Below are 26818 nucleotides of genomic sequence, written 5' to 3' on the forward strand. Positions count from 1 at the left end.
ATGACTGACACGAAAACGGCCAAACTCAGCATCAATGATCGCGACTTCGATCTACCCGTCTACAGCCCCACAGCAGGGCCTGATGTCATCGACATCACCAAACTATATGGCCAAGCGGGCGTGTTCACCCATGACCCAGGCTTTACCTCCACCTCGTCTTGCGAAAGCCAGATCACCTTTATTGATGGCGACAAGGGCGAGCTTTTGCACCGCGGCTATCCCATCGACCAACTGGCGAAAGATTCGCATTATCTCGAGGTTTGCTACCTCTTGCTTTATGGCGAATTGCCGACAGCGGCCGAATTGGAAGATTTCGAGACCCGCGTGACCCGTCACACCATGATCCACGAACAGATGCATAATTTCTTCCGTGGCTTCCGCCGTGACGCGCATCCAATGGCGACAATGGTGGGTGTCGTGGGCGCAATGTCGGCCTTCTATCACGACAGCACCGATATTGCGGATCCTTGGCAGCGCGAAGTGGCCTCGATCCGTATGATCGCGAAAATGCCAACCATTGCTGCGATGGCCTATAAATATTCCATCGGCCAGCCCTTTGTGTATCCGCGCAATGACCTCGATTATGCGACCAATTTCTTGCGGATGTGCTTTGCCGTGCCCGCCGAGGAATATGTGCCTGATCCTGTGCTAAGCCGCGCGATGGATCGCATTTTCACGCTGCACGCAGATCACGAACAAAACGCCTCCACCTCAACGGTGCGCTTGGCGGGCTCGTCTGGGGCGAACCCGTTTGCCTGTATCGCGGCGGGTATTGCTTGCCTTTGGGGGCCTGCACATGGCGGTGCGAACCAAGCCTGCCTTGAAATGCTGCGCGAAATTGGCACTGTGGATCGCATTCCCGAATATATCGCCCGCGCGAAAGACAAAAATGACCCGTTCCGCCTGATGGGCTTTGGTCACCGCGTCTATAAAAACTTTGACCCGCGCGCGAAGGTGATGAAGGAAAGCGCCGATGAGGTGCTGGATCTGTTGGGTGTTGAGAACAATCCAACCCTGCAAGTTGCGAAAGAACTTGAGAAAATCGCGCTTGAAGACAGCTATTTCGCGGATAAGAAACTCTATCCAAACGTGGATTTCTATTCAGGCATCATTCTGGATGCGATGGGGTTCCCAACCTCAATGTTCACCCCGATCTTCGCGGTCAGCCGCACAGTGGGTTGGATTGCACAGTGGAAAGAAATGCTGAACGATCCTGCGGCAAAAATTGGCCGTCCGCGTCAGCTTTATACGGGCCCAACCAAGCGCGATTATGTCGATATCGCAAAGCGCTAAGGCACGACTTTAGACGGAAAAAGAAAAGCCGCCCTCTAAAGGGCGGCTTTTTTGTGTCATGCAAGGCAGCGGTGGATTATTCCACGCCTTCAATCAAGATCAATTCGCGTATTGAGCTGTCCTTGGCAAATGCCATCGCCTCTTGATAGGCGGGGCTGTCATAGCAGGCATTGGCATCGGCCAAACTGGGGAACCAGATCACCACATTGCGCGCATGACCCTGCCCTTCTTTGATAATCACCTCACCACCGCGCGCCAAGAATTTGCCACCAAAGGCCGCAATCGCAGGGCCTGCCAATTCGGCATAGCGCGCATATTCCTCTGGATTTGTAACGGTGACATGTGCCACCCAATATGCCCCTGCCATATTATGATACTCCCTTAATCACATCCCGCACGGCTGCAAGCGCCGCATCGGCTTGGGTTGCATCCTTCGCCCCCCCTTGCGCCAAATCTGCGCGGCCACCGCCGCCCTTGCCGCCAAGCGCCTCAACGGCTGCCTTGACCAGATCAACGGCGCTAAGCCGCGCGGTCAGATCATCGCTCACCCCTGCGGCCACTGCGGCCTTGCCATCGGCTTCGGCAATCAAAAGAACCGCGCCAGAGCCGATTTTGGCCTTATGCGCATCAATCAAGCTGGGCAGATCTTTGCCAGTAACACCCGCAACCACCTGCCCAAAAAAGGCGATGCCGCCGATATCTTCGGCAGCGACCTCTTTGGCCCCCGCACCACCACCCGCAAGCGCAAGCTGTTGGCGCAATTGGTCGCGTTCATTCTGAAGCGCGCGGCGCTCCTCCATCAACGACTGAACACGGGCCAAAACATCAGGCCCTTGCGCCTTGAGCATCCCGCCAAGCTGGCTGAGGATGCGATCTTGTTGCGCCAAATAATCAAAGGCGGCTTGCCCCGTCAGAGCCTCAATGCGCCGCACACCCGAGGAAGAGGCGGTTTCCGCAAGGGTCACATACAGGCCAATATCGCCCGTCTGGCGCACATGGGTGCCGCCGCACAGTTCAAGACTATAGGTCACGCCATCGCTGCCCTTGCCCGACCCTGCAAGCTTACCCATGGAGACCACGCGCACCTCATCGCCGTATTTCTCACCAAAGAGCGCCTGCGCCCCCAAATCACGCGCCGCATCAGGGGTCATGATCCGTGTCTCAACAGCCGCGTTTTGGCGGATGAATTCATTCACCTCGGCATCGACCCGCGCCAATTCCTCGGTGCTGAGCGCCTTGGCGTGCGAGAAGTCAAAGCGCAAACGATCCGCCGCGTTCAATGAACCACGCTGCGCCACATGATCGCCGAGCGCGCGGCGCAGGGCCTCGTGCAACAAGTGCGTGGCCGAATGGTTCGCGCGAATGGCGCTGCGGCGGCTGTGATCCACAACCAATTCAGCGGCCTGCCCTGTCTTAATCTCGCCTTCTGTAACCTTGGCGATATGCAAGAACAGGCCCGCAACCTTTTTCGTGTCTGAAATTTCAGCGCGGCCCGTATCGGTCTTAACCAGACCAGTATCGCCAACCTGACCACCACTTTCGCCATAGAACGGGGTTTGGTTCGTGATCAGCGTGACAGCGCCGCCTTTTGCCGCGGCGATCACTTCGGCCCCGTCAGAAACAAGGGCCAAAATCTGACCTTCGGCCTGTTCCGTGTCATAGCCCAAAAATTCGGTCGGGCCATGTTGATCGGCCAGATCATACCAAATTGCGGCATCTGCCGCCTCGCCCGACCCTGACCATGCGGCGCGCGCCTTGGCCTTTTGGGCCTCCATCGCTTGGTCAAACCCGTCTGTATCCACCTTGCGGCCCTTTTCGCGCAGAGCGTCTTGGGTCAAATCCAGCGGAAAGCCATATGTGTCATAAAGTTTGAACGCAGTCTCACCTGCCAAAGCTGCCCCTTCGGGCAGATCAACAAGGGCCTCATCCAACAGTTTAAGCCCACGATCAAGCGTGGTGCGGAAGCGTTCCTCCTCAAGCTTAAGCGTCTCGGTGATCAGCGCCTGCGCGCGGCCAAGCTCGGGATAGGCCTGCCCCATCTGGCTGACCAAAGCAGGCACGAGGCGATACATCAACGGATCTTGCGCGCCCAAAAGATGGGCGTGGCGCATCGCGCGGCGCATGATGCGGCGCAACACATACCCCCGCCCCTCGTTTGAGGGCATAACCCCATCAGCAATCAAGAATGAGGTCGAGCGCAAGTGATCTGCAATCACACGGTGATGCACATTCTTTGGCCCGTCTGGATCAACGGATGTTGCGTGCGCAGAAGCCTCAATCAAGGCGCGCATCAGATCGGTGTCATAATTGTCGTGCTTGCCCTGCAAAAGCGCGCCAATCCGCTCAAGACCCATGCCCGTATCGATGCTCTGCATCTTAAGAGGCACCATCGAGCCATCAGCGAATTGCTCATTTTGCATGAAAACCACGTTCCAAATCTCGATGTAACGATCGCCATCTTCGTCGGCCGATCCAGGAGGGCCGCCCCAGATATGGTCGCCATGATCATAGAAAATCTCGGTGCAGGGGCCGCAAGGGCCTGTTGGCCCCATCTGCCAGAAATTGTCGGATGTGGCGATGCGGATGATCCGATCCTCAGGCACGCCCACCTTTTTCCAAATCTCAAACGCCTCGTCATCGGTATGATAGACCGTGGTCAAAAGACGTTTCGGGTCGATATCAAAATCCCTGGTGATCAATTCCCATGCAAAGGGAATGGCCTCTTTTTTAAAGTAATCACCAAAGGAGAAATTCCCAAGCATTTCGAAAAACGTGTGGTGGCGCGCCGTGTAGCCGACATTATCAAGGTCATTATGCTTGCCGCCCGCGCGCACACATTTTTGCGCCGTGGTGGCGCGTGGCGGGTCACGATGCTCAAGCCCTGTGAAGACGTTTTTGAACTGCACCATGCCTGAATTGGTGAACATCAAAGTCGGGTCATTGCGCGGCACAAGTGGCGAGCTTTCTACAATGGCATGGCCGTTGCGTTCAAAATATTTGAGATAGGTTGAGCGAATATCGTTCAAACTGGCCATGAGCACGCGGTCTTTCTGACTAAATCCATCGGTTCTGCGTGGGATACAAGTTTGTCAAAGCACTGTCCACAGGACAAAAACTTGGGGCGGGGATGGAAATTTCAAGGGCCTAAAATACAAGACGCGCGCAGCCCGATTGGGGCTACGCGCGAAACTGTGCTGACGCAAGGAGTGGGGAATTAATCCTCAACCATCGCGCTGTCATCACTGTCATCCATACCGAATTCCAACCCATGGGCGGCGCGGATTTTGTCTTCGATCTCCAAAGCCATGCTTGGATTGTCTTTCAGGAATTGCTTGGCGTTTTCGCGGCCCTGTCCAATCCGCTCGTCCCCGTAAGAGAACCAAGCGCCTGATTTCTCAACCACGCCTGCCTTAACACCCAAATCAAGCAATTCGCCCGTTTTCGAGATGCCCTCGCCATACATGATGTCGAATTCCACCTGTTTGAACGGAGGGGCCACCTTGTTTTTCACCACTTTCACACGGGTTTGGTTGCCGACAACCTCGTCACGATCCTTGATCGCACCGATGCGGCGGATATCCAAGCGCACGGATGAATAGAATTTCAGCGCATTGCCGCCTGTGGTGGTTTCTGGGCTGCCAAACATCACACCGATTTTCATGCGAATCTGGTTGATGAAAATCACCATACAGTTTGAGCGAGCGATGGAACCTGTCAGTTTGCGCATCGCCTGAGACATGAGGCGCGCATGCACCCCGACCGAGCTGTCGCCCATATCACCCTCAAGTTCGGATTTCGGGGTCAAAGCTGCAACGGAGTCGACCACCACAAGGCTGACCGCACCAGAGCGCACCAATGTATCGGTGATTTCAAGCGCCTGTTCCCCTGTATCGGGCTGAGAAATCAGAAGATCATCCAAATTCACGCCCAATTTTTTGGCATATTGTGGGTCAAGCGCGTGTTCGGCATCGACAAAGGCGCAAACCCCGCCCTTCTTTTGCTCTTCCGCGACCGCGTGAAGCGTCAGCGTGGTCTTCCCCGAGCTTTCAGGGCCATAGATTTCGATGATCCGCCCCTTTGGCAGACCCCCAATCCCAAGGGCGATATCGAGCCCGAGCGAGCCTGTCGATGTCGCCTCAATTTCTTGGATGGCGTTCTCGCCCCCAAGGCGCATGATCGAGCCCTTGCCAAATTGGCGCTCGATCTGTGCCAAGGCGCTGTCGAGTGCCTTTTGCTTTTCCGCCGCGTTGCGATCCGTCATGTCCAGAATATCCGCCATTGCCATTGGTTTGGCTCCTTATTTCACACTGCTGCCAAGGCGGCAATGCTTGCCTGTGTTCACCTCTTGTTCTCGGATATAAATGCAAACAAAAAGAGAACATTTCAAGTAAAATCTTGCAAGGCCCATGTTTTACGTTGAATGGTAAAGAAGTGGTTACGGGGATCGCCCTTGGCGATAATATTAATATGCTCTTGTTTTTAAGCAGAAACTGGTGTTTTTCAGTGTGCCGAAAACAGGCACAACCGCATTAGAGGCCGCAGCCATGCCCTATGCGAGTGCGGCGATTCTTGACCCGCCGGGGATCAAACATGTCTCCGTGTCGCGCTATCAGGCGCAGCTTGCCCCGTTTTTCGAGGCGCGCGGTAAGCAGCCGCATAAAATCATGGCCATCATGCGCGAACCCATTGACTGGCTTGGAAGTTGGTATCGCTATAGGCGGCGCGACCAGATCAAAGGAAAACCAAATTCAACCGCTGATGTAAGTTTCGCCGAATTTGTTGAGGCATGGTTGCTTGATACCCCCCCCCGCCTCACAAATCAGCGCGACCGACCACAGCGGTGACATAGAGGTCGTGAGCCCCGCATAGGTCAGGCCCAAGCCAAGGGTCACAATCCCAAGCACCAAAAGCACTGTCAAAAGAACAGGAGAAAACTGACCAAACCGCGGCTTGGTTTGCCCGCTCACTATACTGGCTTGATCTGACAAGCCGCGCCTCCGTGTTCACGGTTTTTCACGCAGCATCGGCCCAAACAATTAACGATTGATTAAGATTTACGCGAAAGGCGCGGCAGCGCGCGAAGATGCCTTATTTTGCCTGTAACACGGCAAAAAAGAACCCGTCCGAGGCATTGCGCGGATCAAATCGGCGTGACTGAAGCAGGTCAAACTGCGGGTGGCGCGCCAAAAGCGCATGCACCGCATCTTCATTTTCCGCACGCAGCAGCGAACAGGTCATGTAAATGATAAGGCCGCGCGGCGCGGCAAGGGCCACCGCCCGATCCAAGATCTGCGCTTGCTCACTCTGCAAAGTCGCCAGAGTTTCGGGTGTCATCCGCCACCGCACCATCGGATCACGCCGCCATGTTCCACTGCCAGAACAGGGCACATCCAAGAGAACCACATCAAATGGGACTTCGTGATCCAATTGCGCATCTTCGCGGGTTTGATAGATCATCCCCGCCCGTTCGGCGCGCAAGGCGACATCGCCCATGCGTTTGGGGAATTTATCATGCAATGTCAGATCCGCATCACTGCGCGCGGCAATGGCCAAAGATTTCCCTCCTGCGCCTGCGCAATAATCCAAAATGCGCCCTGTTTGGGGCACTGGGATCTCGGCCATTGCCATCTGCACAGACAGGTCTTGCACCTCGATCAAACCTGCCTGATAGGCGGCTGTGGCGGTAATTTTGCGTGCGCCCGTCTGCACCTCAAGCGCGGTGGCAAGGCGTGGGTCGGCTATCGCGTGCACGCCCGCTTGGGCCAAGTCGGCAATCACATGCTCAGGCGTGGTCTTGCGCGTATTTACCCGCAGATAGACAGGCGCCCGCGTGGACATGGCGGCAAGCAAGCCCTCCAAGTCTGGCCCAAATTCCGCCTTGAGCAGCGCCAGCAGCCAATCTGGCGTATCGCTCAAAATATCGGGGGTTGGGTGTTCCTTCGCCTCATCCGAAGAAAGCGCGCTAGGGCCGTATGGCATCTGCCCAAAGACATCCTCAACCGCCACGCCTTGCAGGCGCAAAAGCCCCAAAATCAGCGCGCGCCCCGTGGCCTGCGGGACGGTGCATCCCGCAAGGGCCGCTGCGCGGCCGCGATTGCGTAGCAGATCGTAGACATGGTCGCTAATGGCCGCGCGGTCTTTTGACCCCGCAAAGCGCGCAGACCTGCCCCATGCCCGCAAGGCGGGTTCAGGGGTTTGGCCCGCAAGAATGGCGTCCAAGACCTCAATCGCGGCCTGATATCGCGCAGCAGGCGTCACGCGCGCGCCTCAGCCCACGCGGTAATTGGGGCTCTCGCGGGTGATTTGCACATCATGCACATGGCTTTCTTGCAGGCCCGCATTGGTGATTTTCACGAATTGGCAGTTTTTGCGCATCTCATCCACAGTGGCCGAGCCCGTGTAGCCCATCGCCGCGCGCAAACCGCCCACCAACTGGTGGATAACCGCATTGGCACTGCCTTTATAGGGCACCTGCCCCTCGATGCCTTCGGGCACCAATTTGTCAGAGGCGGCATCTTTTTGAAAATAGCGATCCGCTGAGCCGCGCGCCATGGCGCCAAGACTGCCCATCCCGCGATAGGATTTGAACGAGCGACCTTGATAGAGGATCACCTCACCAGGGGATTCATCTGTGCCCGCAATAGCAGAGCCGACCATCGCGCAAGAGGCGCCTGCGGCAATCGCCTTGGCGAAATCGCCTGAGAATTTAATACCGCCATCGGCAATGATCGGCGTGCCAGAGGCCGCGGCTGCTTCGGCACAATCCATGATGGCGGTTAATTGCGGCACACCAACGCCCGCCACAATCCGCGTGGTGCAAATGGATCCGGGGCCAATGCCCACCTTAACCGCATCTGCGCCCGCATCAATCAAGGCGCGAGTGGCATCGCCTGTGGCGACATTGCCCGCCACGACCTGCACGGCGTTGGACAGTTTCTTAACCCGCTCAACCGCATGCGCCACGCCCTCGGAATGCCCGTGCGCAGTGTCGATCACGATCAGATCACAGCCTGCGTCAATCAACGCCTCCGAACGCTCAAAACCCGCATCACCCACGGTTGTGGCGGCGGCCACGCGCAAACGGCCTAAATCATCTTTGCAGGCATTGGGGTTCAGCACTGCTTTCTCAGTATCTTTCAGGGTCAAAAGACCCGTTAGCTTGCCCGATTTATCGACAACCAACAGCTTCTCGATACGCCGTGCCTTCATCAGGCTTTTGGCTTCTTCCAAATCTGCAGGTTCGCGCAGCATCGCCAAATTATCAGATGTCATCATCGCGCGCACAGGCGTCTCGTCAGATGTCGCAAAGCGCATATCGCGGTTGGTGACGATCCCCACCACGAGGCCCTTTTCATCCACAACAGGAAAGCCCGTGAAATTATACCGCTCGATCAGGGCCTTGGCATCGGCCAAGGTCTGATCTGGGGTCAATGTGACGGGGGAATAGACAATACCGCTTTCAAACCGTTTGACGCGCCGCACCTCGCGGGCTTGTTCCTCAAGCGTAAGATTGCGGTGGATCACGCCCATACCGCCCGCCTGCGCCATTGCAATCGCCATGCGCGCCTCGGTCACTGTATCCATGGCGGAAGACAAAAGCGGGATGTTCAGCGCAATCGATTTTGTCACCCGCGTGCGCGTATCTGCAGTCGAGGGCAGCACGCTAGACGCGGCAGGCAGCAGCAAAACATCATCAAAGGTAAGGGCCTCACGAATCTCCATCACGCATCTCTCCTTGCGGGAGTTTCAATTGGCACTGCCCTATCTCATGCATAAGCCCTGAGGGAAAGCCCCAATCGGGAAAAAATCTCAGCCGCGAAATCCTGAGGCGACCACAAATTTCTCGGAACTATCCGCGCGGCTCGCGCCTGGTTTCACATTTGCCACCTTGGCAAAGCGCTGTTTGAGGATCTTTTGCAAATCGCCCTCAGCGCCCCCTGCCAACACTTTGGCCACAAATGTGCCGCCCTCTTCCAACACATCAAAGGCGAAATAGGCTGCGGCCTCGCACAAGGCGATGATGCGCAAATGGTCGGTTTGCTTATGCCCTGACGAGGCTGCGGCCATATCGCTCATCACGACATCGGCCTTGCCACCAAGCCAGCCTTTGACCTTTTCATCTGCATCATCTTCCATGAAGTCCAATTGATGCAGCTCTGCGCCTGCGATGGCTTCGACCTCTTGCAGATCAACACCGATGATACGGCCAATGGCCTTGCCTGATTTCTCGCCCAACGCGTTGATCCGAGGCACGGCCACCTGACACCATCCCCCCGGCGCACAGCCCAAATCAACCACCCGCGCGCCTGGCACCAGAAAGCGGAACTTGTCATCTAATTCCATGATCTTAAACGCCGCGCGGCCGCGATAGCCTTCGCGCTTGGCGCGCTGCACATAGGGGTCGTTTAACTGCCGCTCCAACCAACGAGTTGAGCTGAGTTTCCGACCGCGCGCGGTTTTGACCTTCACACGCAAATCCCGCGCGCCGCGCCCGCTGCCGCTTTTTCCTGTGGGGGTTTTGGTCATCTCAGGTTCCAACTCGCTTCTTTCCCCCGCTTACTGCGCAGACCGCATTAGCGCAAGGGACTGCGCCTTTTGCGCGAATTTCCAAAACCTGCCGCACAGGTCATGGACAAGCCCGCCAAGCCACGCCAATTTAGCCGCAATGACGCAGCGCAAGGATCAACACCACATGGCACGCAAAATCATCATTGATACGGATCCAGGCCAAGATGATGCCGTGGCCATTCTGTTGGCTTTGGCCTGCCCTGAGGCGCTTGATGTGTTGGGCGTTGTGGCCGTTGCAGGCAATGTCCCCCTGCCCTTGACCGAACGCAATGCCCGCATTGTGACGGGTCTGTCTGGGCGCACTGATGTGCCCGTCTTCGCGGGCGAGGCTGCCCCGCTTGCCCGCCCCCTTGTGACCGCCGAGCATGTGCATGGGCAAACAGGTCTAGATGGCCCACCTTTGCCCGAACCCCATCTACCGCTTGACCCTGAACATGGGGTGGATTTCATCATTCGCAGCCTGCGCGCCCATCCCAACCAAGTGACGCTTTGCCCGCTTGGCCCCCTGACCAATATCGCACGGGCCTTTCAAAAGGCCCCCGATGTGATCCCACTGGTGCAAGAGATCGTGCTGATGGGCGGCGCTTATTTTGAGGTCGGAAACATCACCCCTGCCGCAGAATTTAACATTTACGTAGACCCAGAGGCCGCCGAGATTGTGTTTCAATCAGGCGCGCCGATCACGATGATGCCGCTCGATGTCACGCATCAGGCCCTGACAACCGCGCCCCGCGTTGCGGGCTTTGAGGCAATGGGAAATCACGCAGGCGCGATGGTTGCCGCATGGACAGGGTTCTTTGAACGCTTCGACAAAGAAAAATACGGCGCTGCTGGGGCGCCTTTGCATGATCCTTGCGTGATTGCCTATCTGCTAGATCCTGACCTCTTTTCTGGCCGCACCATCAATGTCGAGATTGAAACCCAATCCGAGCTGACACTGGGCATGACAGTCGCGGATTATTGGGGTGTTACAGATCGCAAGGCCAATGCGCTGTTTATCCGCGACATGGATGCAGATGGGTTTTATGCGCTGCTGCATGACAGGATCGCAAGACTGCCATGACAGGCCAAGACAAACCCCCTCCGAGCATCGGCTTTGACCACAGCTATGCCCGCCTGCCCGATCGCTTTTTTGCGCGGGTTGCCCCGACCCTTGCGCCAGATCCAAAGCTTTTGGCGCTTAATCACCCGCTTGCAGACCGCTTGGGGCTTGCTGATACGCTCCGCGCTATGAGCGATGACGAACTGGCCCAGATTTTCGCAGGCAACAAGATGCTTGCAGGGGCAGACCCGATTGCACAGGCCTATGCGGGGCATCAATTCGGCGGATGGGTGCCGCAATTAGGGGATGGGCGTGCAATCCTCTTGGGCGAGGTGGTAACGGATCAGGGGCGCTTTGACATCCAACTCAAAGGCGCAGGGCGCACACCCTTTTCGCGCATGGGCGATGGGCGCGCATGGCTTGGGCCCGTCTTGCGCGAATATGTCTTGAGCGAGGCGATGGCGGCATTTGGGATACCCACCACCCGCGCTTTGGCCGCTGTCACCACGGGCGAGGATATCTTGCGCGAAGATATCCGCCCCGGCGCGGTTCTCGCCCGCGTTGCCCAAAGCCATATCCGCGTGGGCACATTCCAATATTTTGCAGCGCGGGATGATCGCGAGGCACTGCGCGCTTTGGTGGATCACGCAATTGCGCGCCACTATCCGCAGGCCCAAAGCCTTGATGAGCTTTTGATCGGGATGCGCGATGCGCAAGCGCGCCTTATTGCGCAATGGATGGGGGTGGGGTTCATCCATGGCGTGATGAACACCGACAATATGACAATATCGGGCGAAACCATTGACTATGGCCCTGCCGCCTTCATGGATCGTTATGATCCTGAGCAGGTGTTTTCATCCATCGACAAGTTTGGGCGCTATGCTTATGCCAATCAGCCCAATATCGCGGTCTGGAACATCGCCCAATTCGCCACCTCGCTTTTACCCATCTGCGATGGCCCGCGTGAGGATGCAATAGACCGTTTCACCCAGATCGTGCAGGGATTTGCGGATCGCTTTGACGCGGAATGGCATGCTGTTTTGGGGCGCAAACTGGGGCTTGGCCCTGATCATCCGCGGGCAGGCACAATGGGGCTTCAGTTTCTCGAGCATCTCGCACGGCTGGGGGGGGATTTCACCCGCGCCTTTCGGGCACTGACCGAAGGGGGTCTATCGGGCCTTGAGGCTGAACTGTGCGCAACAGGGGATCAAGCCCTGCGCGACTGGGGCATGATGTGGGACGATGAAACCACCCCAGAGACACGCGCAGAAATGGGTCAGGCTAACCCTGTGCGCATCCCGCGCAATCATCAGGTTGAGGCAATGACCGCAGCCGCGCTATCGGGTGATCTGTCAAAATTTCAGGCCCTAAGCCATGCCTTGGCTGCGCCCTATACGCCCGATCCCAGCCTTTCCGCCTATGAGGCCGCGCCTACCGCGGCAGAACGGGTGACACAGACCTTCTGCGGCACCTAGCGGCGATTGATCAAGATCAGCCCCGCACAAACCAAAGCAAGCGCAAGCAAAAGCTCAAGCCCAACCGCCTCGCCCAAAAAGAGCCACCCCATCGCAACCCCAAAAATCGGCGATAAAAAGCTAAAGGACGCAATGGAGGAGGCAGGGTAAATCGAGATGAACCAAAACCAGACCAGAAAGGCGGCAAAGGCAATCACCACAATCTGAAAGCCTAGCCCCGCCCAATGGATCAGCTCAGGGTCACGCAAGAACGGGCCAAAAAACAGCGCCGCCGCGATCAATATCGGGCCAGAGACTAAAAGCTGCCAAAATAACTGCATTTCAATCCGCACTGTGCGCAACGGCGTGATCCGTGCCGACACCGCAATCGCAGCCCAACACATTGCCCCTGCAATCGCATAAATATCGCCCAAAACCCCGCCTGCGCCGCTCGCCCGCCCGTCATGCGGCCATGCCAAAGCGCACACCACCCCGCCAAACGCAAGCGCCAACCCGATGCCTTTTTGGGCTGTGATCCGCTCGTCCGGGATCAGAAAATGCGCGGCCAGTGTCAGCCAAATCGGCATGGTGTAAAACAAAACCGAGGCGCGCGCGACCGTGGTGTAATCAAGGGCAAGGAACAGAAACATAAACTGTCCCGCAAAGAGCAGCGCCACCCAAAGGCCAGAGAGGGGCGCACGGACGAAATCAAGCGGGATCCCGCGAAAGCGCATCCACAGCAGCAGCAAAAATGCGGCCCCTACAGATCGGATGCCTGCAAAAAACACGGGCTGAATCCCCTCATTCGTGACCCTGACCACGACCTGATTAAAAGCCAGAAAAACCGCAAACAGTATCATGCCCACAGTGCCAAATTGATCCATCTGCGCTTTGCGCTGTGGTTGATGCTCCATAACCCTGCCTATGTGTTTTGATATGCCATGACCCAAGCGGTCTTTTCGGGCGATGTCAAATCCCTTACAGAAGAAAAGGCAGAGGTGGAAAAAGGGCAAAATTGGTGACTGAGACGATCGAGATGAGATGTAATGCGCAAGGGCTGCGCATGACGGAACAGCGCCGCGTCATTGCGCAGGTTCTAGACGCATCCGCCGATCACCCCGATGTCGAAGAACTTTACTCTCGGGCATCCGCCGTTGATCCACGGATTTCCTTGGCCACAGTCTATCGCACCGTTAAATTATTTGAAGAAGCGGGCATCCTAGAAAAGGTGGAATTCGGCGATGGCCGCGCACGCTATGAGGATGCAGAGCGCGAACATCACGATCATCTCATTGATGTGACAACAGGTGATGTCATCGAATTCATCGACCCCGAGATCGAAGCCCTGCAAGAAAAAATCGCGGCTAAGTTGGGCTATAGGCTTCAGGGGCATAAGCTTGAGCTTTACGGCGTGCCGATTACAGCGCCTGAGAAAAAATAGTCAGACCCACCACAGGGCTAGCATCGCGCGACGGCACAGGCTAAGCCACGCGCAAGGCTATTTTGCACGGAAGCGACCCCCAGAATGGAAAATATACGCGGCATCGCCTTGATGACGGCAGCGATGTTTGGCTTTGCGATTGAGGATGCGCTGGTCAAAACCCTCAGCGTGACCATGCCTGTCGGACAAATTTTGATCCTTTTGGGCTTAGGGGGCGCGCTGATCTTTGGCGGGATCGCTTGGGCGCAAGGCACCAAATTGATCACCCGTGACTTGCTTGACCCGCTGATGCTGACCCGCAATTTGGGCGAGATGTTTGGCACGATGGCCTTTGTCTCTGCCCTTGCGCTTTCGCCCATGTCTCTTGTCGCGGCCATTATTCAGGCCATGCCCTTGATGGTGACGATGGGCGCGGCCCTGTTTTTAGGTGCGCCTGTTGGGTGGCGGCGGTGGAGTGCGATTATCATTGGTTTCATCGGGGTTCTCATCATCATCCGCCCCGGCACAGCCGAATTTGATATCGGCGCGGTTTTAGCCCTTTTGGGGGTCACGGGCCTGACGGCACGCGATTTGGCAACCCGTGTGATGCCCGCAAAATACAGCTCGATGCAGCTGTCTTGTTACGGTTTTTTTGCGGTCGTGCCCGCAGGCCTGTTACTCTGGGCCTTTTCAGGCGGGGCTTTTGCCCCGCAAAGCCCCGAGGTGATCCGACTTGCTGCCGCCTTGCTTGCAGGGGTGATGGGCTATTACGCGCTGACCCTCTCCATGCGTATGGGGGATATCTCAGTCATTACACCGTTTCGCTACTCGCGGCTCTTATTCGCCCTGATCTTGGGCGCGATTGTTTTTGGCGAGCGGCCCGATGCCTATATGCTGACAGGGTCGGCCATCGTGATCGCGGCGGGGCTTTACACGTTGATCCGCGAAGCGCGGCTTGCGCGTGCCGCACAACAGGCGCAATCGACCCTTTCTTCTGATCCCACATCGCGCTAAAGCATCGCGCAAATCTTTTTTCTTTCTTCACAGACAGGCCAAGCCATGACCACCATCATTGATATTCACGCCCGCGAAATTCTCGACAGCCGTGGCAACCCCACCGTTGAGGTGGATGTAATCCTCGAAGATGGCACCTTGGGCCGCGCGGCTGTGCCTTCGGGTGCATCCACAGGCGCCTATGAGGCGGTTGAGATGCGCGATGGCGATAAAGCGCGCTATATGGGCAAAGGTGTTCAAAAGGCGGTCGCGGGCGTCAATGGCGAATTGGCCGACACGTTGGTTGGGTTTGACGCCACTGAACAGGCCGCAATTGATGCGGTGATGATCGAAATGGACGGCACCGAGAATAAGGGCCGTCTGGGCGCGAACGCGATTTTGGGCGTCTCGATGGCCGTTGCCAAAGCCGCCGCCGAGGCCACAGGCCAGCCGCTTTATCGCTATATCGGCGGTACTCAGGCGCGCGTTCTGCCTGTGCCGATGATGAATATCATCAATGGCGGTGAGCACGCAGATAACCCAATCGATATTCAAGAATTTATGGTCATGCCTGTTGCAGCCCCCACATTGTCTGAGGCTGTGCGGTGGGGGTCGGAAATTTTCCACACCCTGAAAAAAGAACTATCCGCCGCGGGTCTGGCAACGGGTGTTGGCGATGAGGGCGGCTTTGCCCCTGCGCTTTCCTCAAGCCGCGCGGCGCTTGATTTCATCATGCAGTCGATTGAAAAAGCAGGCTTCAAGCCCGGCTCTGATGTGATGTTGGCGCTTGATTGCGCGGCGACCGAATATTTCAAAGGCGGCAAATATGAGCTGACAGGCGAAGGCCTCAGCCTGACCCCTTCGGAAAATGTGGCCTATCTCAAGGCGCTTTGCGCTGATTACCCAATCTTGTCCATCGAGGATGGCATGTCCGAAGATGATTGGGCAGGTTGGAAAGAATTGACCGATGCGATTGGCGACAAGGTGCAATTGGTGGGCGATGATCTCTTTGTTACCAACCCTGCCCGTTTGGCCGAAGGTATCGAAAAAGGCTGCGCCAATGCGTTGCTGGTGAAAGTGAACCAGATCGGCACACTGACCGAAACCTTGGACGCGGTCGAACTGGCGCATCGCAACCGCATGGCCTGCGTGATGAGCCACCGCTCGGGCGAGACCGAGGATTCCACGATTGCCGATCTAGCCGTGGCCACCAATTGCGGCCAGATTAAAACAGGCAGCCTCGCGCGGTCAGATCGTTTGGCGAAATACAACCAATTGATCCGTATCGAGGAAGAATTGGGCGATGTCGCGCGCTATGCGGGCACATCCATCCTGCGCTAAGGCATGAAGACAGCCGCCGAGATTATCGCCCATCTGGGCCTGATGCCCCATCCCGAAGGGGGGCATTATCGCCAGACATGGGTGGGCGGCGGCGTGGCCGACCGCCCTGCGGGGTCTTGCATCTATTTCCTTTTGGCCGCAGGCGAGGTCAGCCATTGGAACCATGTCGATGCGACCGAGATTTGGCATTACCACACGGGCGCGGAATTGATCCTGTCGCTCAGCGCCACCGATCAGGGGCCTGCGCGCGATCATATTCTTGGGCCAGACCTGACCCGCGCAGCGCCGCAGATCATCGTGCCAGAGGGGCATTGGCAATCGGCGCGCAGCACGGGGGATTACACGCTGGTGCCCTGCACTGTCAGCCCTGCCTTTTCTTTTGACGGCTTTACCCTTGCCCCTGCGGGGTTTGATATCCCGCGCGCGGCTGGCTAGGGGCGGCTGATTTGCCCGCCCCCTATGGCCGCCGCCACGCCCGTGGTTGCAGGTGCAGAGGTGGGCAGCCCTGCCTGCACCCGCGCCGCAAGATAGGCAAAGGCCTGCGCCTCGAGGAAATCCCCATCAAAGCCCGCCGCCTCAACCGCCACGACCTCTAGGCCCGTTAACGCGGCGAGGCGCGCCATAAGATGGCCATTCTTACGCCCGCCACCACAGATCAAAATCTGGGCAACAGGCTTGGACAGATGTGCGAGGCCTTCGGCCACAGCGCGCGCGCTGAGCTCAGCCAAACTGGCCAGACCATCGGGCAAGGGCATCGTTTGCGCCTCGGTCAGAACCTGCGCAAACGTATCGCGATCAAGGGATTTTGGGGGCATTTTCAAGAAATATCCCTGCGCCATGACCCGTGCGACAAAGGCCTCGTTCACGCGGCCCGATGCGGCCAAGGCGCCGTCATTATCATAGCCCTGCCCTGTCCCTGACATCAGATCATCCATCGGCGCATTGGCAGGCCCCGTGTCAAAGGCCAAAAGCGCCCCCCCCTGTTCTGGGCGGTCATGGCTTGGATCAACATAGGTGATATTCCCCACACCCCCCAAATTGAGAAAGGCCAAGGGCGCCGTGGCGCCCCTATGTTTGGCAAGGGCAAAATGATAAAACGGGGCCAAAGGCGCGCCCTGCCCCCCCATCCGCATATCATTGCTGCGGAAATCCCAAATCACGGGGCAGTCAAAGGCCCGCGCCAAAACCGCGCCATCGCCCAATTGATGCGTGCGTCCCTGATCAGGATCATGCGCCAAGGTTTGTCCATGAAACCCTATAAGATCAAACGGGGCGTTCAACGCCTGCAGCGCCTCGATATGGGCGCGGTGAATGATCTCTTGGGCCTCTGCAAGACCCGCATCATCGGGCCACTTGCCAAGGCAGCCCCGCAGAACGGCACGTTCCTGCGCGCTATAGGGGCGGAAGGCCGTTTGACCAAAACCAAGCACATGCACCCCATCGGTGTCCAAAATGGCGGCATCCACCCCATCTAGCGATGTGCCAGACATCAATCCCGCCACGCGTAGCCTTGGGTTGGCTTGACCCTTTCCCTTCATCCCCGCCCCCGTTATAGATCACCGCGCAGAGCATAAAACCGCTGCGCCTCGCTTGCCAAGAATGGATCACACCGCAATGACCTACCAGCCCAAATCCGACTTCCTTCAGATCATCCGTGCGCGCGGTTTTCTTGCGGATTGCACGGATCTGCAAGAGCTAGACGAAAAGCTGCGCGCCGGCGTGACCCCTGCCTATATCGGATATGATGCAACAGCAAAATCCCTGCATGTGGGTCATTTGCTGAACATTATGTTGCTGCGTTGGTATCAAAAAACGGGGCATAAGCCGATCACATTGATGGGCGGCGGCACCACAAAGGTTGGTGATCCCTCCTTCCGATCTGATGAACGCCCGCTTTTGGATGCGGCGGCGATTGATAACAATATCGCGGGCATGAGCCGCGTTTTCGCACGTTATCTCAGCTATGATGACAGCGCGACAGGCGCGTTGATGCTGAACAATGCCGAATGGTTGGACGGGCTGAATTATCTGGAATTTTTGCGCGATATTGGGCGGCATTTTTCGGTCAATCGCATGCTGTCGTTTGAATCGGTCAAATCGCGTCTGGATCGCGAACAAAGCCTGAGCTTCCTTGAATTCAATTACATGATCCTTCAGGCCTATGACTTTCTTGAATTGAACCGCCGTTATAGCTGTGCGCTGCAGATGGGTGGGTCGGATCAATGGGGCAATATCATCAACGGCATCGACCTGACCCGCCGCGTTTTGGATCACGAGATTTTTGGCCTAACCACGCCACTTCTGACCACATCAGATGGCAAGAAGATGGGCAAATCCCAAGGTGGCGCGATCTGGCTGGATGGCGAGATGCTGTCGCCTTACGAATTCTGGCAATTCTGGCGCAACACAACCGATGCGGATGTGGGGCGATTCCTGAAACTTTACACCGAATTGCCGCTTGAAGAGTGCGAGCGGCTTGGCGCGCTTGCAGGTTCCGAAATCAACGAAGCTAAAATCGTTCTTGCCAATGAGGTGACGGGTCTGTTGCACGGGCGCGATGCCGCCGCCGCCGCAGAGGCCACCGCGCGCGAGGTGTTTGAAAAAGGGGGTATGGGCGATGACCTGCCCCGTCTGACGCTCAGGGCCGATGATATTGGCGAGGGCGTGTCGATTGTGCAGCTGATCACGCGCTCAGGCTTGGCAGGGTCGGGCAAAGAGGCCAAGCGCCTGATCGCAGAAGGCGGCGCACGGATGAATGACGCGGCCATCACCGATGCAGGCCTGATGATCACAGCCAGTGATCTGGCCACGCCCTTGAAACTGAGCGCAGGGAAAAAGCGCCACGCTTTGGTGGAATTGGGCTGATCCGTTAATCTTGGATTTACCTTGATCGGGCAGGCTTGCGGCTATGTTGCACAGCCTGCCCGATCTTGAGGATGCCCTGCCCGTTGCCACAGCGGGCTTTACCCAATCTGCGGGGTTTGAGCAGGCATTGCGCGCGCTCGGGCAGTCAGTTGCGCGCATTGACGGGCAGCTTTTCATATCGCGCCGGTTTCCAATCCTAGGCCCCGTTGGCTATTGTGCAAAACCTGCTCATATTCCTGCCTCCATTCTTTCAGGCGCATCCCCGCAGGGCATGGCACAGGTGCTCATCAACGCGGCCACCCCTGCGCAAGGGGCGGCCTTGGCCCGTGCGGGGTTTCTGCGCCTTGCCAAACCGCGCCACAGCTTGAGCGTGCCGCTGACACAAAACACCGCCGAGATGGTCGCGCGCCTGCATCCCAAATGGCGGGCCGCGCGCAAAACCGCGTTGCAGCCTGGCGCTGTGGCCCGCATTCGGCCCTTTTATACGCCCCGCGATGGGTGGCTTTTGGCCGCCGAAGCGGCACAGCGCAAAAGAAACCACTATGACAGGATCGCGCTGGCCCTTTTGGCCGAAATTGGCCGCAGCAAGACCCAAAAACTGCTTTATATCTGCGAGGGGGTGTCGCGGCAGGCAGCGTTGGTTTTCTCACTTTCAGGGCATGAAGCGGCCTATCACATTAATTGGCGCAGCGCCGATTGCCCCCATGGCAGCCACCAGATGCTGCTCTTCGCGGCCATGGAATACGCCGCCAAGCGGGCGCAGAATTTTGATCTGAGGCTGAGTGAGGCGGATAGCCCTGGGCTTGCGCGGTTTAAACGGGGAACGGGGGCAACACTTTTGCCGCTTGGGGGCACATGGGTGCTCAGCCGCGCTTTGGCCCCCTTGCACCGCTTAGCGCGCCAGACGCAACAGCCGCGCGCGGGCGGGTGGAACGGCGGCAATCTCTAGCCCTGTGAACACATGCAGCGTGTTCAAATCTTGATCAATCACAGCATGATCGCTGACCCACCCCCCCAACATCAAATAACTGCGCAAAAGCGGCGGCAGCGTTGCCATTGCCCGTTTCAGATCGGGTTTGCGCCGCAGCTTTGCCGCGAATGGAAACACATGGGACGACTTGATCTGAGGCCGCCATCGGGCGGGCGCAATATGGCGATCACGCAACAGCGCAAAGGCATCATGATAGGGCAGCGCATGCGTGCCGCGAAAAGACGAGCAACCAAAGAGCAGCTTGACCCCGATCTCATCCACATAGGCGGTCAATGCCCCCCATGCGAGACGCAAGATGTCCGGGTCATGCACCTCTGGCGCAAGGCAAAAACGCCCCATCTCAACCATCGGCCCGTCAAAATCGGACAGGGGCGATAAATCGTAAAACTGCGCCGAATAACTGGTGTGTAAGGCTGCCCCATCGGGCAGGCACATCAGGCGAAAACAGGCGACCAATTTCCCCGCTTCCTGCGTTTCAATGAGGATATGGTCACAAAGCGCATCATAGGGATCCGCATCTAGACCCGCCCCATCTGCCCCACCGCGAAAAGCGCGGTGCCGCAGGGTTTGCGCGGCGATCACATCGGCGGCGGTTTGGGCCATGCGCAGCCGATATTTCCCCGCCACCTTCTCGCGCATGATGCACCTATGTTACGCAGACAAAGGATTAATTGTTGGCGTCGACCAACTCACCCGCATTGATGCGGCCAAAATTACCCATAACCTGACGGAAAATCGACACTTCACGGATCGAGCTTTCCGTAACGCGGCGCGAAATATCGACAATCTGACCATCGGCAAGCGTGTAGGTTTCCACATTCGACACGGTGCCGTTATCGGCAAAGGACACGGCCACGATATCGCGGCTCACAATTTCGGGCGCCCGCCATGCATAGCTGCGCACACGATATTGCGAATAGAACCATGTGGTTTCGCCAATCACGCCCTCACCAGCAGGGCGGCCAAGGGTTTGCCCGAGGCTGTCGCGGGTATCCTGACCGATGGTGATGGCATCCAATTCTTCTTGCGGCGGGATAAAGCCATGGTCACGGAAACTTTCGGTGCAGCCAGACAAAGCCAATCCAAAGGCCACTGCAATCACCGCTGCACGCAACCGCTTGCGCCCCATGCGTGCCTGCGTGCTGATCCGAAGTTCTGCCATACCCATCTTCCTCACCCTAGCGCCAGCTTCCCTTCTGCGCTTAGGCGCAAACATTCAGGCATGGCGTCTGTCTTCATTTGGGCTTAACTTACAGCGACCAACAGAGCAAGCATTGCAATCGTGCGACCCTCATTTTCGAGGGGAAATTGATCAGAAACTTGAGGGGAGATCATGTCAAACGCCAGCCCACGCCCTGATCTTTTGGCATTGGCCGAACTGCGCCGCGCAGGCGGCAAAACATTTGCCTTGACCCCCGATGCGGATGCGTTGCGCGAGATTGCAGATGATCTAGAGCTGCGTGCGCTGCGCAAACTGCGCTTTACAGGCAAAATTATGCCCGAAGGCAAAAGCGATTGGCGCCTTGAGGGGCAACTGGGCGCAACAGTGACACAGGCCTGCAGCGTCAGTTTGGCGGATGTGGTGACGCGGATCGATACCGATGTGTTGCGCCGCTATATCGCAGATTTCACGGCGCCCGAGGCCGAAGAGGCCGAGATGCCCGAAGATGACAGCATCGAGCCATTGCCCGCAAAAATTTACCTATATGCCGTGATGACCGAAGCCTTGGCATTGGCCCTGCCCGATTATCCGCGCGCACCAGATGCCGCAACCGAGGATGACGCCGCCGATTTGGTGCATATTTACAGCGCAAGCCCCCCCAATGCGGGCCCAGTAGAGGCGGAGGTTGAGCCCCCCCAAACCGCAAACCCACTTTCTGCTTTGCAAGAATTACGGGATAAATTGGTGCAATCCCCCGCAGACAGTGGCGATGCGGGCGCAAGCAAAAACACAGGCAGCCCCGCCAAAAACAGCGATAAATAACAGCAAACAAACGCAAACGCGCGGAATTTACCCAAAGGTCTATTAGGGCTTGCATAGGTGCAGAATCTTTGTATGTTCCCGCCCTCATTCGCCAATTGGATTTTATCCCAATTTTGCGTGCTTTTTTTGGGCAAATCACCCCATGAACCGCGCATCACAGGTTGCCCTTTGGTGAAAAAAATGTGACAGAGATTTGAAACGTGACGATGGGCTGCCCCTGTTTGGTCAATCTTGACCGCGAAGCCCCTAACAAAACCGAGGTTGAGACATGGCTGTCCCCCAGAACCGAGTGACCCGCTCGCGCCGCAACCAACGCCGTTCGCATGACGCGTTGACCGCTGGCAATCCAAATGAATGCCCAAGCTGTGGTGAGCTGAAACGCCCCCACCACGTCTGCCCGTCTTGCGGCAGCTACAATGACCGCGAGGTTATTGCCCAAGCAGACGAGATTGATCTCGATGATGACGCGGCCTAAGGGCCGCGCGTTTTTCTGAGGCAAGCGGATTTAAAAGTCATGACAGAGACATCCGTTCTGACTGGGCGTCAAGTTCCTGGAACGGTGCTATCGATTGATTCAATGGGGGGCGATCTTGGCCCCTCTGTTGTTGTTTCTGGCATGGCCAAAGCTGCCCGCAAGAACCCTGATCTGCGGTTCATCGTGCATGGCGATGGCAAAACCCTGAACAAGCTGATTGCCAAACGCGGTGACCTGAAAGGGCGCTGCGACATTCGCCATTGTGACGATGTGGTCACGATGGATGCCAAACCCTCGCAGGTGGTGCGCCACGCCAAAGGCAGCTCGATGTGGAGCGCGGTTCAGGCCGTGGAAAACGGCGAGGCGCGGGCGGCTGTGTCTTGTGGCAACACGGGCGCGCTGATGGCGCTGTCGATGTTGCGGTTGCGCAAAATCCCAGGGGTGAACCGTCCCGCGATTGGTGTTTTGTGGCCTTCGCGCAACCCATCTGGCTTTAACGTCATGTTGGATGTAGGCGCTGATATCCGGGCCGATGCCCAAGATTTGTTGCATTTCGCCCTGATGGGCAGCGCCTATGCGCGTAGCGGCTTAGACCAATCCCGCCCGCGTGTCGGAATCCTGAATGTAGGCACCGAGGAACATAAGGGCCGCACCGAATTACACGATGCCTATGACATTGTCGCCCGCGCCGCACCGGCGGCAGATTTTGAATTCGTGGGCTTTGTCGAGGGGGGCGATATCCCCTCTGATAAGGTCGATGTGATCGTCTGTGACGGGTTCACAGGCAATGCCGCGCTCAAAACGGGCGAAGGCACCGCGCGTCTTATCCGCGAATTTCTGCGCGAGGCATTTGAATATTCAATATTGTCGCGCTTGGCTGCGGTGATGGCCTATAGCTCGCTCAAGAGGTTGCAAAAACGTATGGACCCCCGCCGCGTCAATGGCGGTGTGTTCTTGGGCCTGAATGGCACAGTGGTCAAAAGCCACGGCTCGGCAGATGGAACAGGGGTTGCAGCCGCAATCAAATTGGCGGCACGATTGGCCGCAGCGGATTTTGCAGATCAGTTGACCAAACGGATCGCCGAGGCGGAAACCGCAGCAGATCAGATCGTCCATGGGGAAGGGAAACAGGCATGACACTTCGCGCGGTCGCAACTGGAATTGGCCATTACCTGCCTGAGCGGGTTGTGCCCAATTCGGAGTTCGAAGCGCAAATCGACACTTCGGATGAGTGGATTCGCGCCCGCACAGGGATTGAACGGCGTCATTTCGCCGCCGAGGGCGAGACGACCAGCCAAATGGCAATCAAGGCCTGTGAGGCTGCCTTGGCGGATGCGGGCTTGTCTGCGGCCGATGTTAATGGCGTCATCGTTGCCACCTCAACCCCAGATCTCACCTTTCCCTCTACCGCCACGATGGTGCAGCATGGGCTTGGGATGACTCAGGGCTTTGCTTTTGATGTGCAGGCCGTCTGCGCGGGGTTTATCTATGCGCTGTCTACAGCCAACGCCTATATCCTCTCTGGTCAGGCCAAGCGGATTTTGGTGATTGGTGCGGAAACCTTTAGCCGCATTTTGGATTGGGAAGATCGCGGAACTTCCGTTTTGTTTGGGGATGGCGCAGGCGCCGTTCTGTTATGCGCCGAAGAAAGCGCGGGCGCGGCCACAGATCGGGGCGTTTTGGCCGTTGATCTGCATTCAGATGGTCAATTTCGTGATCTGCTTTATGTCGATGGCGGTGTCTCGCAGACACAAACCACTGGCCATCTGCGGATGGAAGGGCGCGAAGTGTTCCGCCATGCGGTCGAAAAACTGGCCGAAACCGCCCATGCCGCGCTCGCGCGTTCGGGCAATGCGGCCCAAGATGTCGACTGGATCGTGCCGCATCAGGCCAATTTGCGCATTATCACCCGCACCGCCCAAAAAATGGGGGTCGACATGGATAGGGTGATTGTGACCGTGCAAGATCACGGCAACACGTCAGCCGCATCTATCCCCTTGGCATTGTCGGTCGGCGTCGCGCGCGGCCAGATCAAAAAAGGTAACTTATTGGTTACCGAAGCGATTGGCGGTGGCTTGGCTTGGGGTGCGGTGGTTTTGCGCTGGTAAGGCGCTAAAATCTTGCCCTTACGTAACGGCGATTGACTCGCGCCGCAGCATTGCCCATGCTGTGGCGGTGCTAAAACAAGCCTTATACCGCTGCGCCAATGTCGGGAGGATATGAGCAATGAGCAATAAGACACTGACGCGGATGGATTTATCCGAAGCCCTGTTTCGCGAAGTGGGTTTGTCGCGCAATGAAAGCAGCGACCTTGTTGAGCGTGTAATTGAGTTGATGTCAGACGCATTGGTCGATGGGGGACAGGTCAAAATCTCGTCTTTCGGCACATTTAGAGTGCGCGCCAAATCTGAACGCATTGGTCGCAACCCGAAAACGGGCGAAGAAGTGCCCATTACGCCCCGCCGTGTCCTCAGTTTTCGCCCCTCGCATCTGATGAAAGAGCGGGTCGCAGACGGCAATAAGAAACGCTAAGAGGCGGGCAGGATGGCCAAATCCCCCGATGCCTTTCGCACCATTCGCGAAGTCGCCGATTGGCTTGGTGTCGCGGCCCATGTGTTGCGGTTTTGGGAAAGCAAATTCACCCAGATCAAACCTGTGAAACGCGCAGGCGGGCGGCGTTATTATCGCCCTGCCGATATGCGCCTGATCGGCGGGATCAAGGTGTTACTGCATGATGAAGGCATGACCATTCGGGGCGTTCAGCGCCTTTTGCGCGAAGACGGGGTTGCGGCAGTCGCTGCGCGCTCGCCTGAGCTTGACCCCGATATGATGGTGGCCGAGGCGCAACCTGCCCCAAGCATTGCAGAGGTGGCGGGTGAAGCGGCCAATGAAAATACGCCAAGCCCCACGCCGCACCCTGCCCCCGCTCAGTCTGTGATGCAAGGAACCCCTCTGCCCCTCGCTGATGGGCTGGCCGCGCTAAAGGCGCGCAAGACTGTGCTGAAATCATTGCCAGAAGCGCAATCCGCCCCAATCCTTGCGCGGCTGCGCAAGCTACAGGCGGGGCTCATGGCTGCGGCGCATGGGTAAAGCCTGCGCTTTGTCGAAATTCCTGCGCCCTAGCCCTTGCGCCACGCCATAAAATCGGTAGAAGGACCCCATTCGGGCTATAGCGCAGCCTGGTAGCGCGTCCGTCTGGGGGACGGAAGGTCGCAGGTTCAAGTCCTGCTAGCCCGACCAGATTTTTGAAAACCGCTCTTGCCCTTTGCGGCGGGGCGGTTTTTTCTTGGGTAAAGGTCAAGGGAGGGTTCGCAATGGCGACAGATCAGACACGGGGCGTGCTGCCAGATCATCGGATTGAGACGATGATCGCAGAAGGTCAGATCACGCTCACTGCCCCACCTGCGGAAACCCAAGTGCAACCCGCCAGTCTTGACCTGCGCCTTGGCCCCGTGGCCTATCGGGTGCGCGCCTCGTTTCTTGCAGGCCAGGGTGCGCATGTCGCAGATCGGCTGGCCGAATTTGAGATGCATAAAATCGACATCAGCGCAGGCGCCGTATTGGAGAAGGGCTGCGTTTATGTTGTGCCCCTGATGGAGGGCTTAAACCTGCCCCAAGATATCAGCGCCGTTGCCAATGCCAAAAGCTCAACCGGGCGTCTTGACCTTTTGACGCGCACGATCACCGATAGCGGCACAGAATTTGACCGCATCGCACATGGCTATAACGGGCCGCTTTATGCCGAAATTTGCCCGCGCAGTTTCTCGGTTCTGGTGCGGGCAGGCGCGAGACTTAATCAAATCCGCTTTCGCCAAGGGCAAGCGGTTCTCAGCGATGATGAATTGCGCGCACGCCACGCAGAAAGCCCGCTTGTCTCAGGCGAGACAGCTGTGATTGACGAAGGATTGGGGTTCTCGGTTGACCTCAAACGCGAGAATAGCACCCTTGTCGGCTATCGCGCCAAACCTCATACGGGCGTGATTGATCTCGATCGCATCGGGGCCTATGCCGCGCGCGATTTTTGGGAAGAAATCCATACGGATCAAGGCCGTATCATCCTTGATCCCGGTGCGTTTTATATTCTGGTGAGCCGCGAGGAAGTCTCAATCCCGCCCGATTGCGCAGCGGAAATGTCGCCCTATCTGGCGATGGTTGGAGAATTCCGCGTTCATTATGCAGGCTTCTTTGACCCAGGTTTTGGCCACGGCCAACCCGCGCGCGGGGTTCTTGAGGTGCGCTGCCACGAAGCCCCCTTTGTGCTCGAACATGGGCAGGTGGTTGGCCGCTTGGTTTATGAACGGATGGAAAGCCTCCCCAGCACGCTCTATGGCCGTGAGATTGCCTCAAACTATCAGGGCCAAGGGCTAAAACTGTCCAAGCATTTCAAATAGG

At 57.3% G+C, this 26818-nt stretch carries 27 protein-coding genes and 1 tRNA gene; 18 read left to right on the forward strand and 10 right to left on the reverse strand.

What is annotated here, in order from left to right:
- Positions 1–1293: a citrate synthase gene (gltA, locus tag AAC622_RS06050; protein ID WP_317654426.1), complete on the forward strand. Its 1293-nt coding sequence runs from the start codon at positions 1–3 to the stop codon at positions 1291–1293.
- A gap of 76 nt (positions 1294–1369) precedes the next feature.
- On the opposite strand, the gene AAC622_RS06055 is transcribed toward gltA, so the two are convergent.
- From AAC622_RS06055 to recA, 3 genes are all read right to left on the reverse strand, one after another.
- A complete protein-coding gene (locus AAC622_RS06055; protein WP_340260850.1) occupies positions 1370–1660 on the reverse strand; it encodes a DUF1330 domain-containing protein in 291 nt (96 codons plus the stop codon).
- A 1-nt stretch (position 1661) separates the two neighbouring features.
- The gene (gene alaS / locus AAC622_RS06060) at positions 1662–4328 is read right to left on the reverse strand and encodes an alanine--tRNA ligase (protein WP_340260852.1); all 2667 of its coding nucleotides are present in this window, start codon (positions 4326–4328) and stop codon (positions 1662–1664) included.
- 179 nt (positions 4329–4507) lie between these two features.
- Entirely contained in the window at positions 4508–5578 is a 1071-nt protein-coding gene (gene recA / locus AAC622_RS06065) for a recombinase RecA (RefSeq protein ID WP_317654423.1), read from the reverse strand.
- Positions 5579–5786: 208 nt separating this feature from the next.
- Here recA and AAC622_RS06070 point away from each other — a divergent pair, with 208 nt between their 5' ends.
- Positions 5787–6137, forward strand: a complete 351-nt coding sequence (locus AAC622_RS06070) for a hypothetical protein (protein WP_340260854.1) — start codon at positions 5787–5789, stop codon at positions 6135–6137.
- Positions 6138–6381: 244 nt separating this feature from the next.
- Here AAC622_RS06070 and AAC622_RS06075 read toward each other — a convergent pair whose 3' ends face one another.
- From AAC622_RS06075 to AAC622_RS06085, 3 genes are all read right to left on the reverse strand, one after another.
- A complete protein-coding gene (locus AAC622_RS06075) occupies positions 6382–7551 on the reverse strand; it encodes an RsmB/NOP family class I SAM-dependent RNA methyltransferase (protein ID WP_340260856.1) in 1170 nt (389 codons plus the stop codon).
- A gap of 9 nt (positions 7552–7560) precedes the next feature.
- Positions 7561–9015, reverse strand: a complete 1455-nt coding sequence (gene guaB, locus AAC622_RS06080; protein ID WP_317655777.1) for an IMP dehydrogenase — start codon at positions 9013–9015, stop codon at positions 7561–7563.
- An 87-nt stretch (positions 9016–9102) separates the two neighbouring features.
- Positions 9103–9819: an RlmE family RNA methyltransferase gene (locus tag AAC622_RS06085; protein ID WP_317654418.1), complete on the reverse strand. Its 717-nt coding sequence runs from the start codon at positions 9817–9819 to the stop codon at positions 9103–9105.
- Positions 9820–9985: 166 nt separating this feature from the next.
- Between AAC622_RS06085 and AAC622_RS06090 the strand changes: the two genes are divergently transcribed.
- Positions 9986–10924 carry a nucleoside hydrolase gene (locus tag AAC622_RS06090; protein ID WP_340260859.1) on the forward strand — a complete coding sequence of 313 codons (939 nt, stop codon included), beginning with the start codon at positions 9986–9988 and terminating at the stop codon, positions 10922–10924.
- Positions 10921–12378: a protein adenylyltransferase SelO gene (locus AAC622_RS06095; RefSeq protein ID WP_340260861.1), complete on the forward strand. Its 1458-nt coding sequence runs from the start codon at positions 10921–10923 to the stop codon at positions 12376–12378. The genes AAC622_RS06090 and AAC622_RS06095 overlap by 4 nt, the downstream gene beginning before the upstream one ends.
- On the opposite strand, the gene AAC622_RS06100 is transcribed toward AAC622_RS06095, so the two are convergent.
- Positions 12375–13271 carry a DMT family transporter gene (locus AAC622_RS06100; protein ID WP_340260863.1) on the reverse strand — a complete coding sequence of 299 codons (897 nt, stop codon included), beginning with the start codon at positions 13269–13271 and terminating at the stop codon, positions 12375–12377. The two genes, AAC622_RS06095 and AAC622_RS06100, sit on opposite strands and share 4 nt — an antisense overlap.
- A 149-nt stretch (positions 13272–13420) precedes the next feature.
- On the opposite strand from AAC622_RS06100, the gene AAC622_RS06105 reads away from it, so the two are divergent.
- The 4 genes from AAC622_RS06105 to AAC622_RS06120 all read left to right on the forward strand — a co-directional run bounded on the left by AAC622_RS06105 (position 13421) and on the right by AAC622_RS06120 (position 16546).
- The gene (locus tag AAC622_RS06105; protein ID WP_445322542.1) at positions 13421–13798 is read left to right on the forward strand and encodes a Fur family transcriptional regulator; all 378 of its coding nucleotides are present in this window, start codon (positions 13421–13423) and stop codon (positions 13796–13798) included.
- A gap of 84 nt (positions 13799–13882) precedes the next feature.
- The gene (locus AAC622_RS06110; protein ID WP_340260867.1) at positions 13883–14791 is read left to right on the forward strand and encodes a DMT family transporter; all 909 of its coding nucleotides are present in this window, start codon (positions 13883–13885) and stop codon (positions 14789–14791) included.
- A 45-nt stretch (positions 14792–14836) separates the two neighbouring features.
- The gene (gene eno / locus AAC622_RS06115) at positions 14837–16111 is read left to right on the forward strand and encodes a phosphopyruvate hydratase (protein WP_340260869.1); all 1275 of its coding nucleotides are present in this window, start codon (positions 14837–14839) and stop codon (positions 16109–16111) included.
- A gap of 3 nt (positions 16112–16114) precedes the next feature.
- Positions 16115–16546 carry a cupin domain-containing protein gene (locus AAC622_RS06120; RefSeq protein ID WP_340260871.1) on the forward strand — a complete coding sequence of 144 codons (432 nt, stop codon included), beginning with the start codon at positions 16115–16117 and terminating at the stop codon, positions 16544–16546.
- On the opposite strand, the gene AAC622_RS06125 is transcribed toward AAC622_RS06120, so the two are convergent.
- Positions 16543–17649 carry an anhydro-N-acetylmuramic acid kinase gene (locus tag AAC622_RS06125; protein ID WP_340260873.1) on the reverse strand — a complete coding sequence of 369 codons (1107 nt, stop codon included), beginning with the start codon at positions 17647–17649 and terminating at the stop codon, positions 16543–16545. The two genes, AAC622_RS06120 and AAC622_RS06125, sit on opposite strands and share 4 nt — an antisense overlap.
- Before the next feature lie 76 nt (positions 17650–17725).
- Between AAC622_RS06125 and tyrS the strand changes: the two genes are divergently transcribed.
- A complete protein-coding gene (tyrS, locus tag AAC622_RS06130) occupies positions 17726–18976 on the forward strand; it encodes a tyrosine--tRNA ligase (protein ID WP_340260875.1) in 1251 nt (416 codons plus the stop codon).
- Between the two features lie 43 nt (positions 18977–19019).
- Entirely contained in the window at positions 19020–19925 is a 906-nt protein-coding gene (locus AAC622_RS06135) for a hypothetical protein (protein WP_340260877.1), read from the forward strand.
- Here AAC622_RS06135 and AAC622_RS06140 read toward each other — a convergent pair.
- Positions 19869–20606 carry a GNAT family N-acetyltransferase gene (locus AAC622_RS06140; protein ID WP_340260879.1) on the reverse strand — a complete coding sequence of 246 codons (738 nt, stop codon included), beginning with the start codon at positions 20604–20606 and terminating at the stop codon, positions 19869–19871. The two genes, AAC622_RS06135 and AAC622_RS06140, sit on opposite strands and share 57 nt — an antisense overlap.
- Positions 20607–20634: 28 nt before the next feature.
- Positions 20635–21129: an outer membrane protein assembly factor BamE gene (locus AAC622_RS06145; protein WP_340260881.1), complete on the reverse strand. Its 495-nt coding sequence runs from the start codon at positions 21127–21129 to the stop codon at positions 20635–20637.
- A 171-nt stretch (positions 21130–21300) separates the two neighbouring features.
- Between AAC622_RS06145 and AAC622_RS06150 the strand changes: the two genes are divergently transcribed.
- From AAC622_RS06150 to AAC622_RS06185, 8 genes are all read left to right on the forward strand, one after another.
- Positions 21301–21951, forward strand: a complete 651-nt coding sequence (locus AAC622_RS06150; protein ID WP_340260883.1) for a YceD family protein — start codon at positions 21301–21303, stop codon at positions 21949–21951.
- A gap of 268 nt (positions 21952–22219) precedes the next feature.
- The gene (gene rpmF, locus AAC622_RS06155) at positions 22220–22426 is read left to right on the forward strand and encodes a 50S ribosomal protein L32 (RefSeq protein ID WP_317654399.1); all 207 of its coding nucleotides are present in this window, start codon (positions 22220–22222) and stop codon (positions 22424–22426) included.
- 39 nt (positions 22427–22465) lie between these two features.
- Positions 22466–23563 (forward strand): phosphate acyltransferase PlsX, encoded by a 1098-nt coding sequence (gene plsX, locus AAC622_RS06160; protein ID WP_340260885.1) that lies wholly within the window; start codon positions 22466–22468, stop codon positions 23561–23563.
- Positions 23560–24534: a beta-ketoacyl-ACP synthase III gene (locus tag AAC622_RS06165; protein ID WP_340260887.1), complete on the forward strand. Its 975-nt coding sequence runs from the start codon at positions 23560–23562 to the stop codon at positions 24532–24534. Before plsX ends, AAC622_RS06165 begins: the two co-directional genes overlap by 4 nt.
- A gap of 118 nt (positions 24535–24652) precedes the next feature.
- Positions 24653–24958, forward strand: a complete 306-nt coding sequence (gene ihfA / locus AAC622_RS06170; RefSeq protein ID WP_340260889.1) for an integration host factor subunit alpha — start codon at positions 24653–24655, stop codon at positions 24956–24958.
- A gap of 12 nt (positions 24959–24970) precedes the next feature.
- Entirely contained in the window at positions 24971–25516 is a 546-nt protein-coding gene (locus AAC622_RS06175) for a MerR family transcriptional regulator (RefSeq protein ID WP_340260891.1), read from the forward strand.
- A 73-nt stretch (positions 25517–25589) separates the two neighbouring features.
- Positions 25590–25666, forward strand: a tRNA-Pro gene (locus AAC622_RS06180).
- Positions 25667–25740: 74 nt separating this feature from the next.
- Positions 25741–26817, forward strand: coding sequence for a 2'-deoxycytidine 5'-triphosphate deaminase (locus tag AAC622_RS06185; protein WP_340260893.1), 1077 nt, complete (start codon positions 25741–25743; stop codon positions 26815–26817).
- Position 26818: the final 1 nt, after the last annotated feature.

This window comes from Roseobacter sp. HKCCA0882 (genome assembly GCF_037805225.1).
In the GTDB taxonomy this organism is placed as follows: Bacteria; Pseudomonadota; Alphaproteobacteria; order Rhodobacterales; family Rhodobacteraceae; genus M30B80.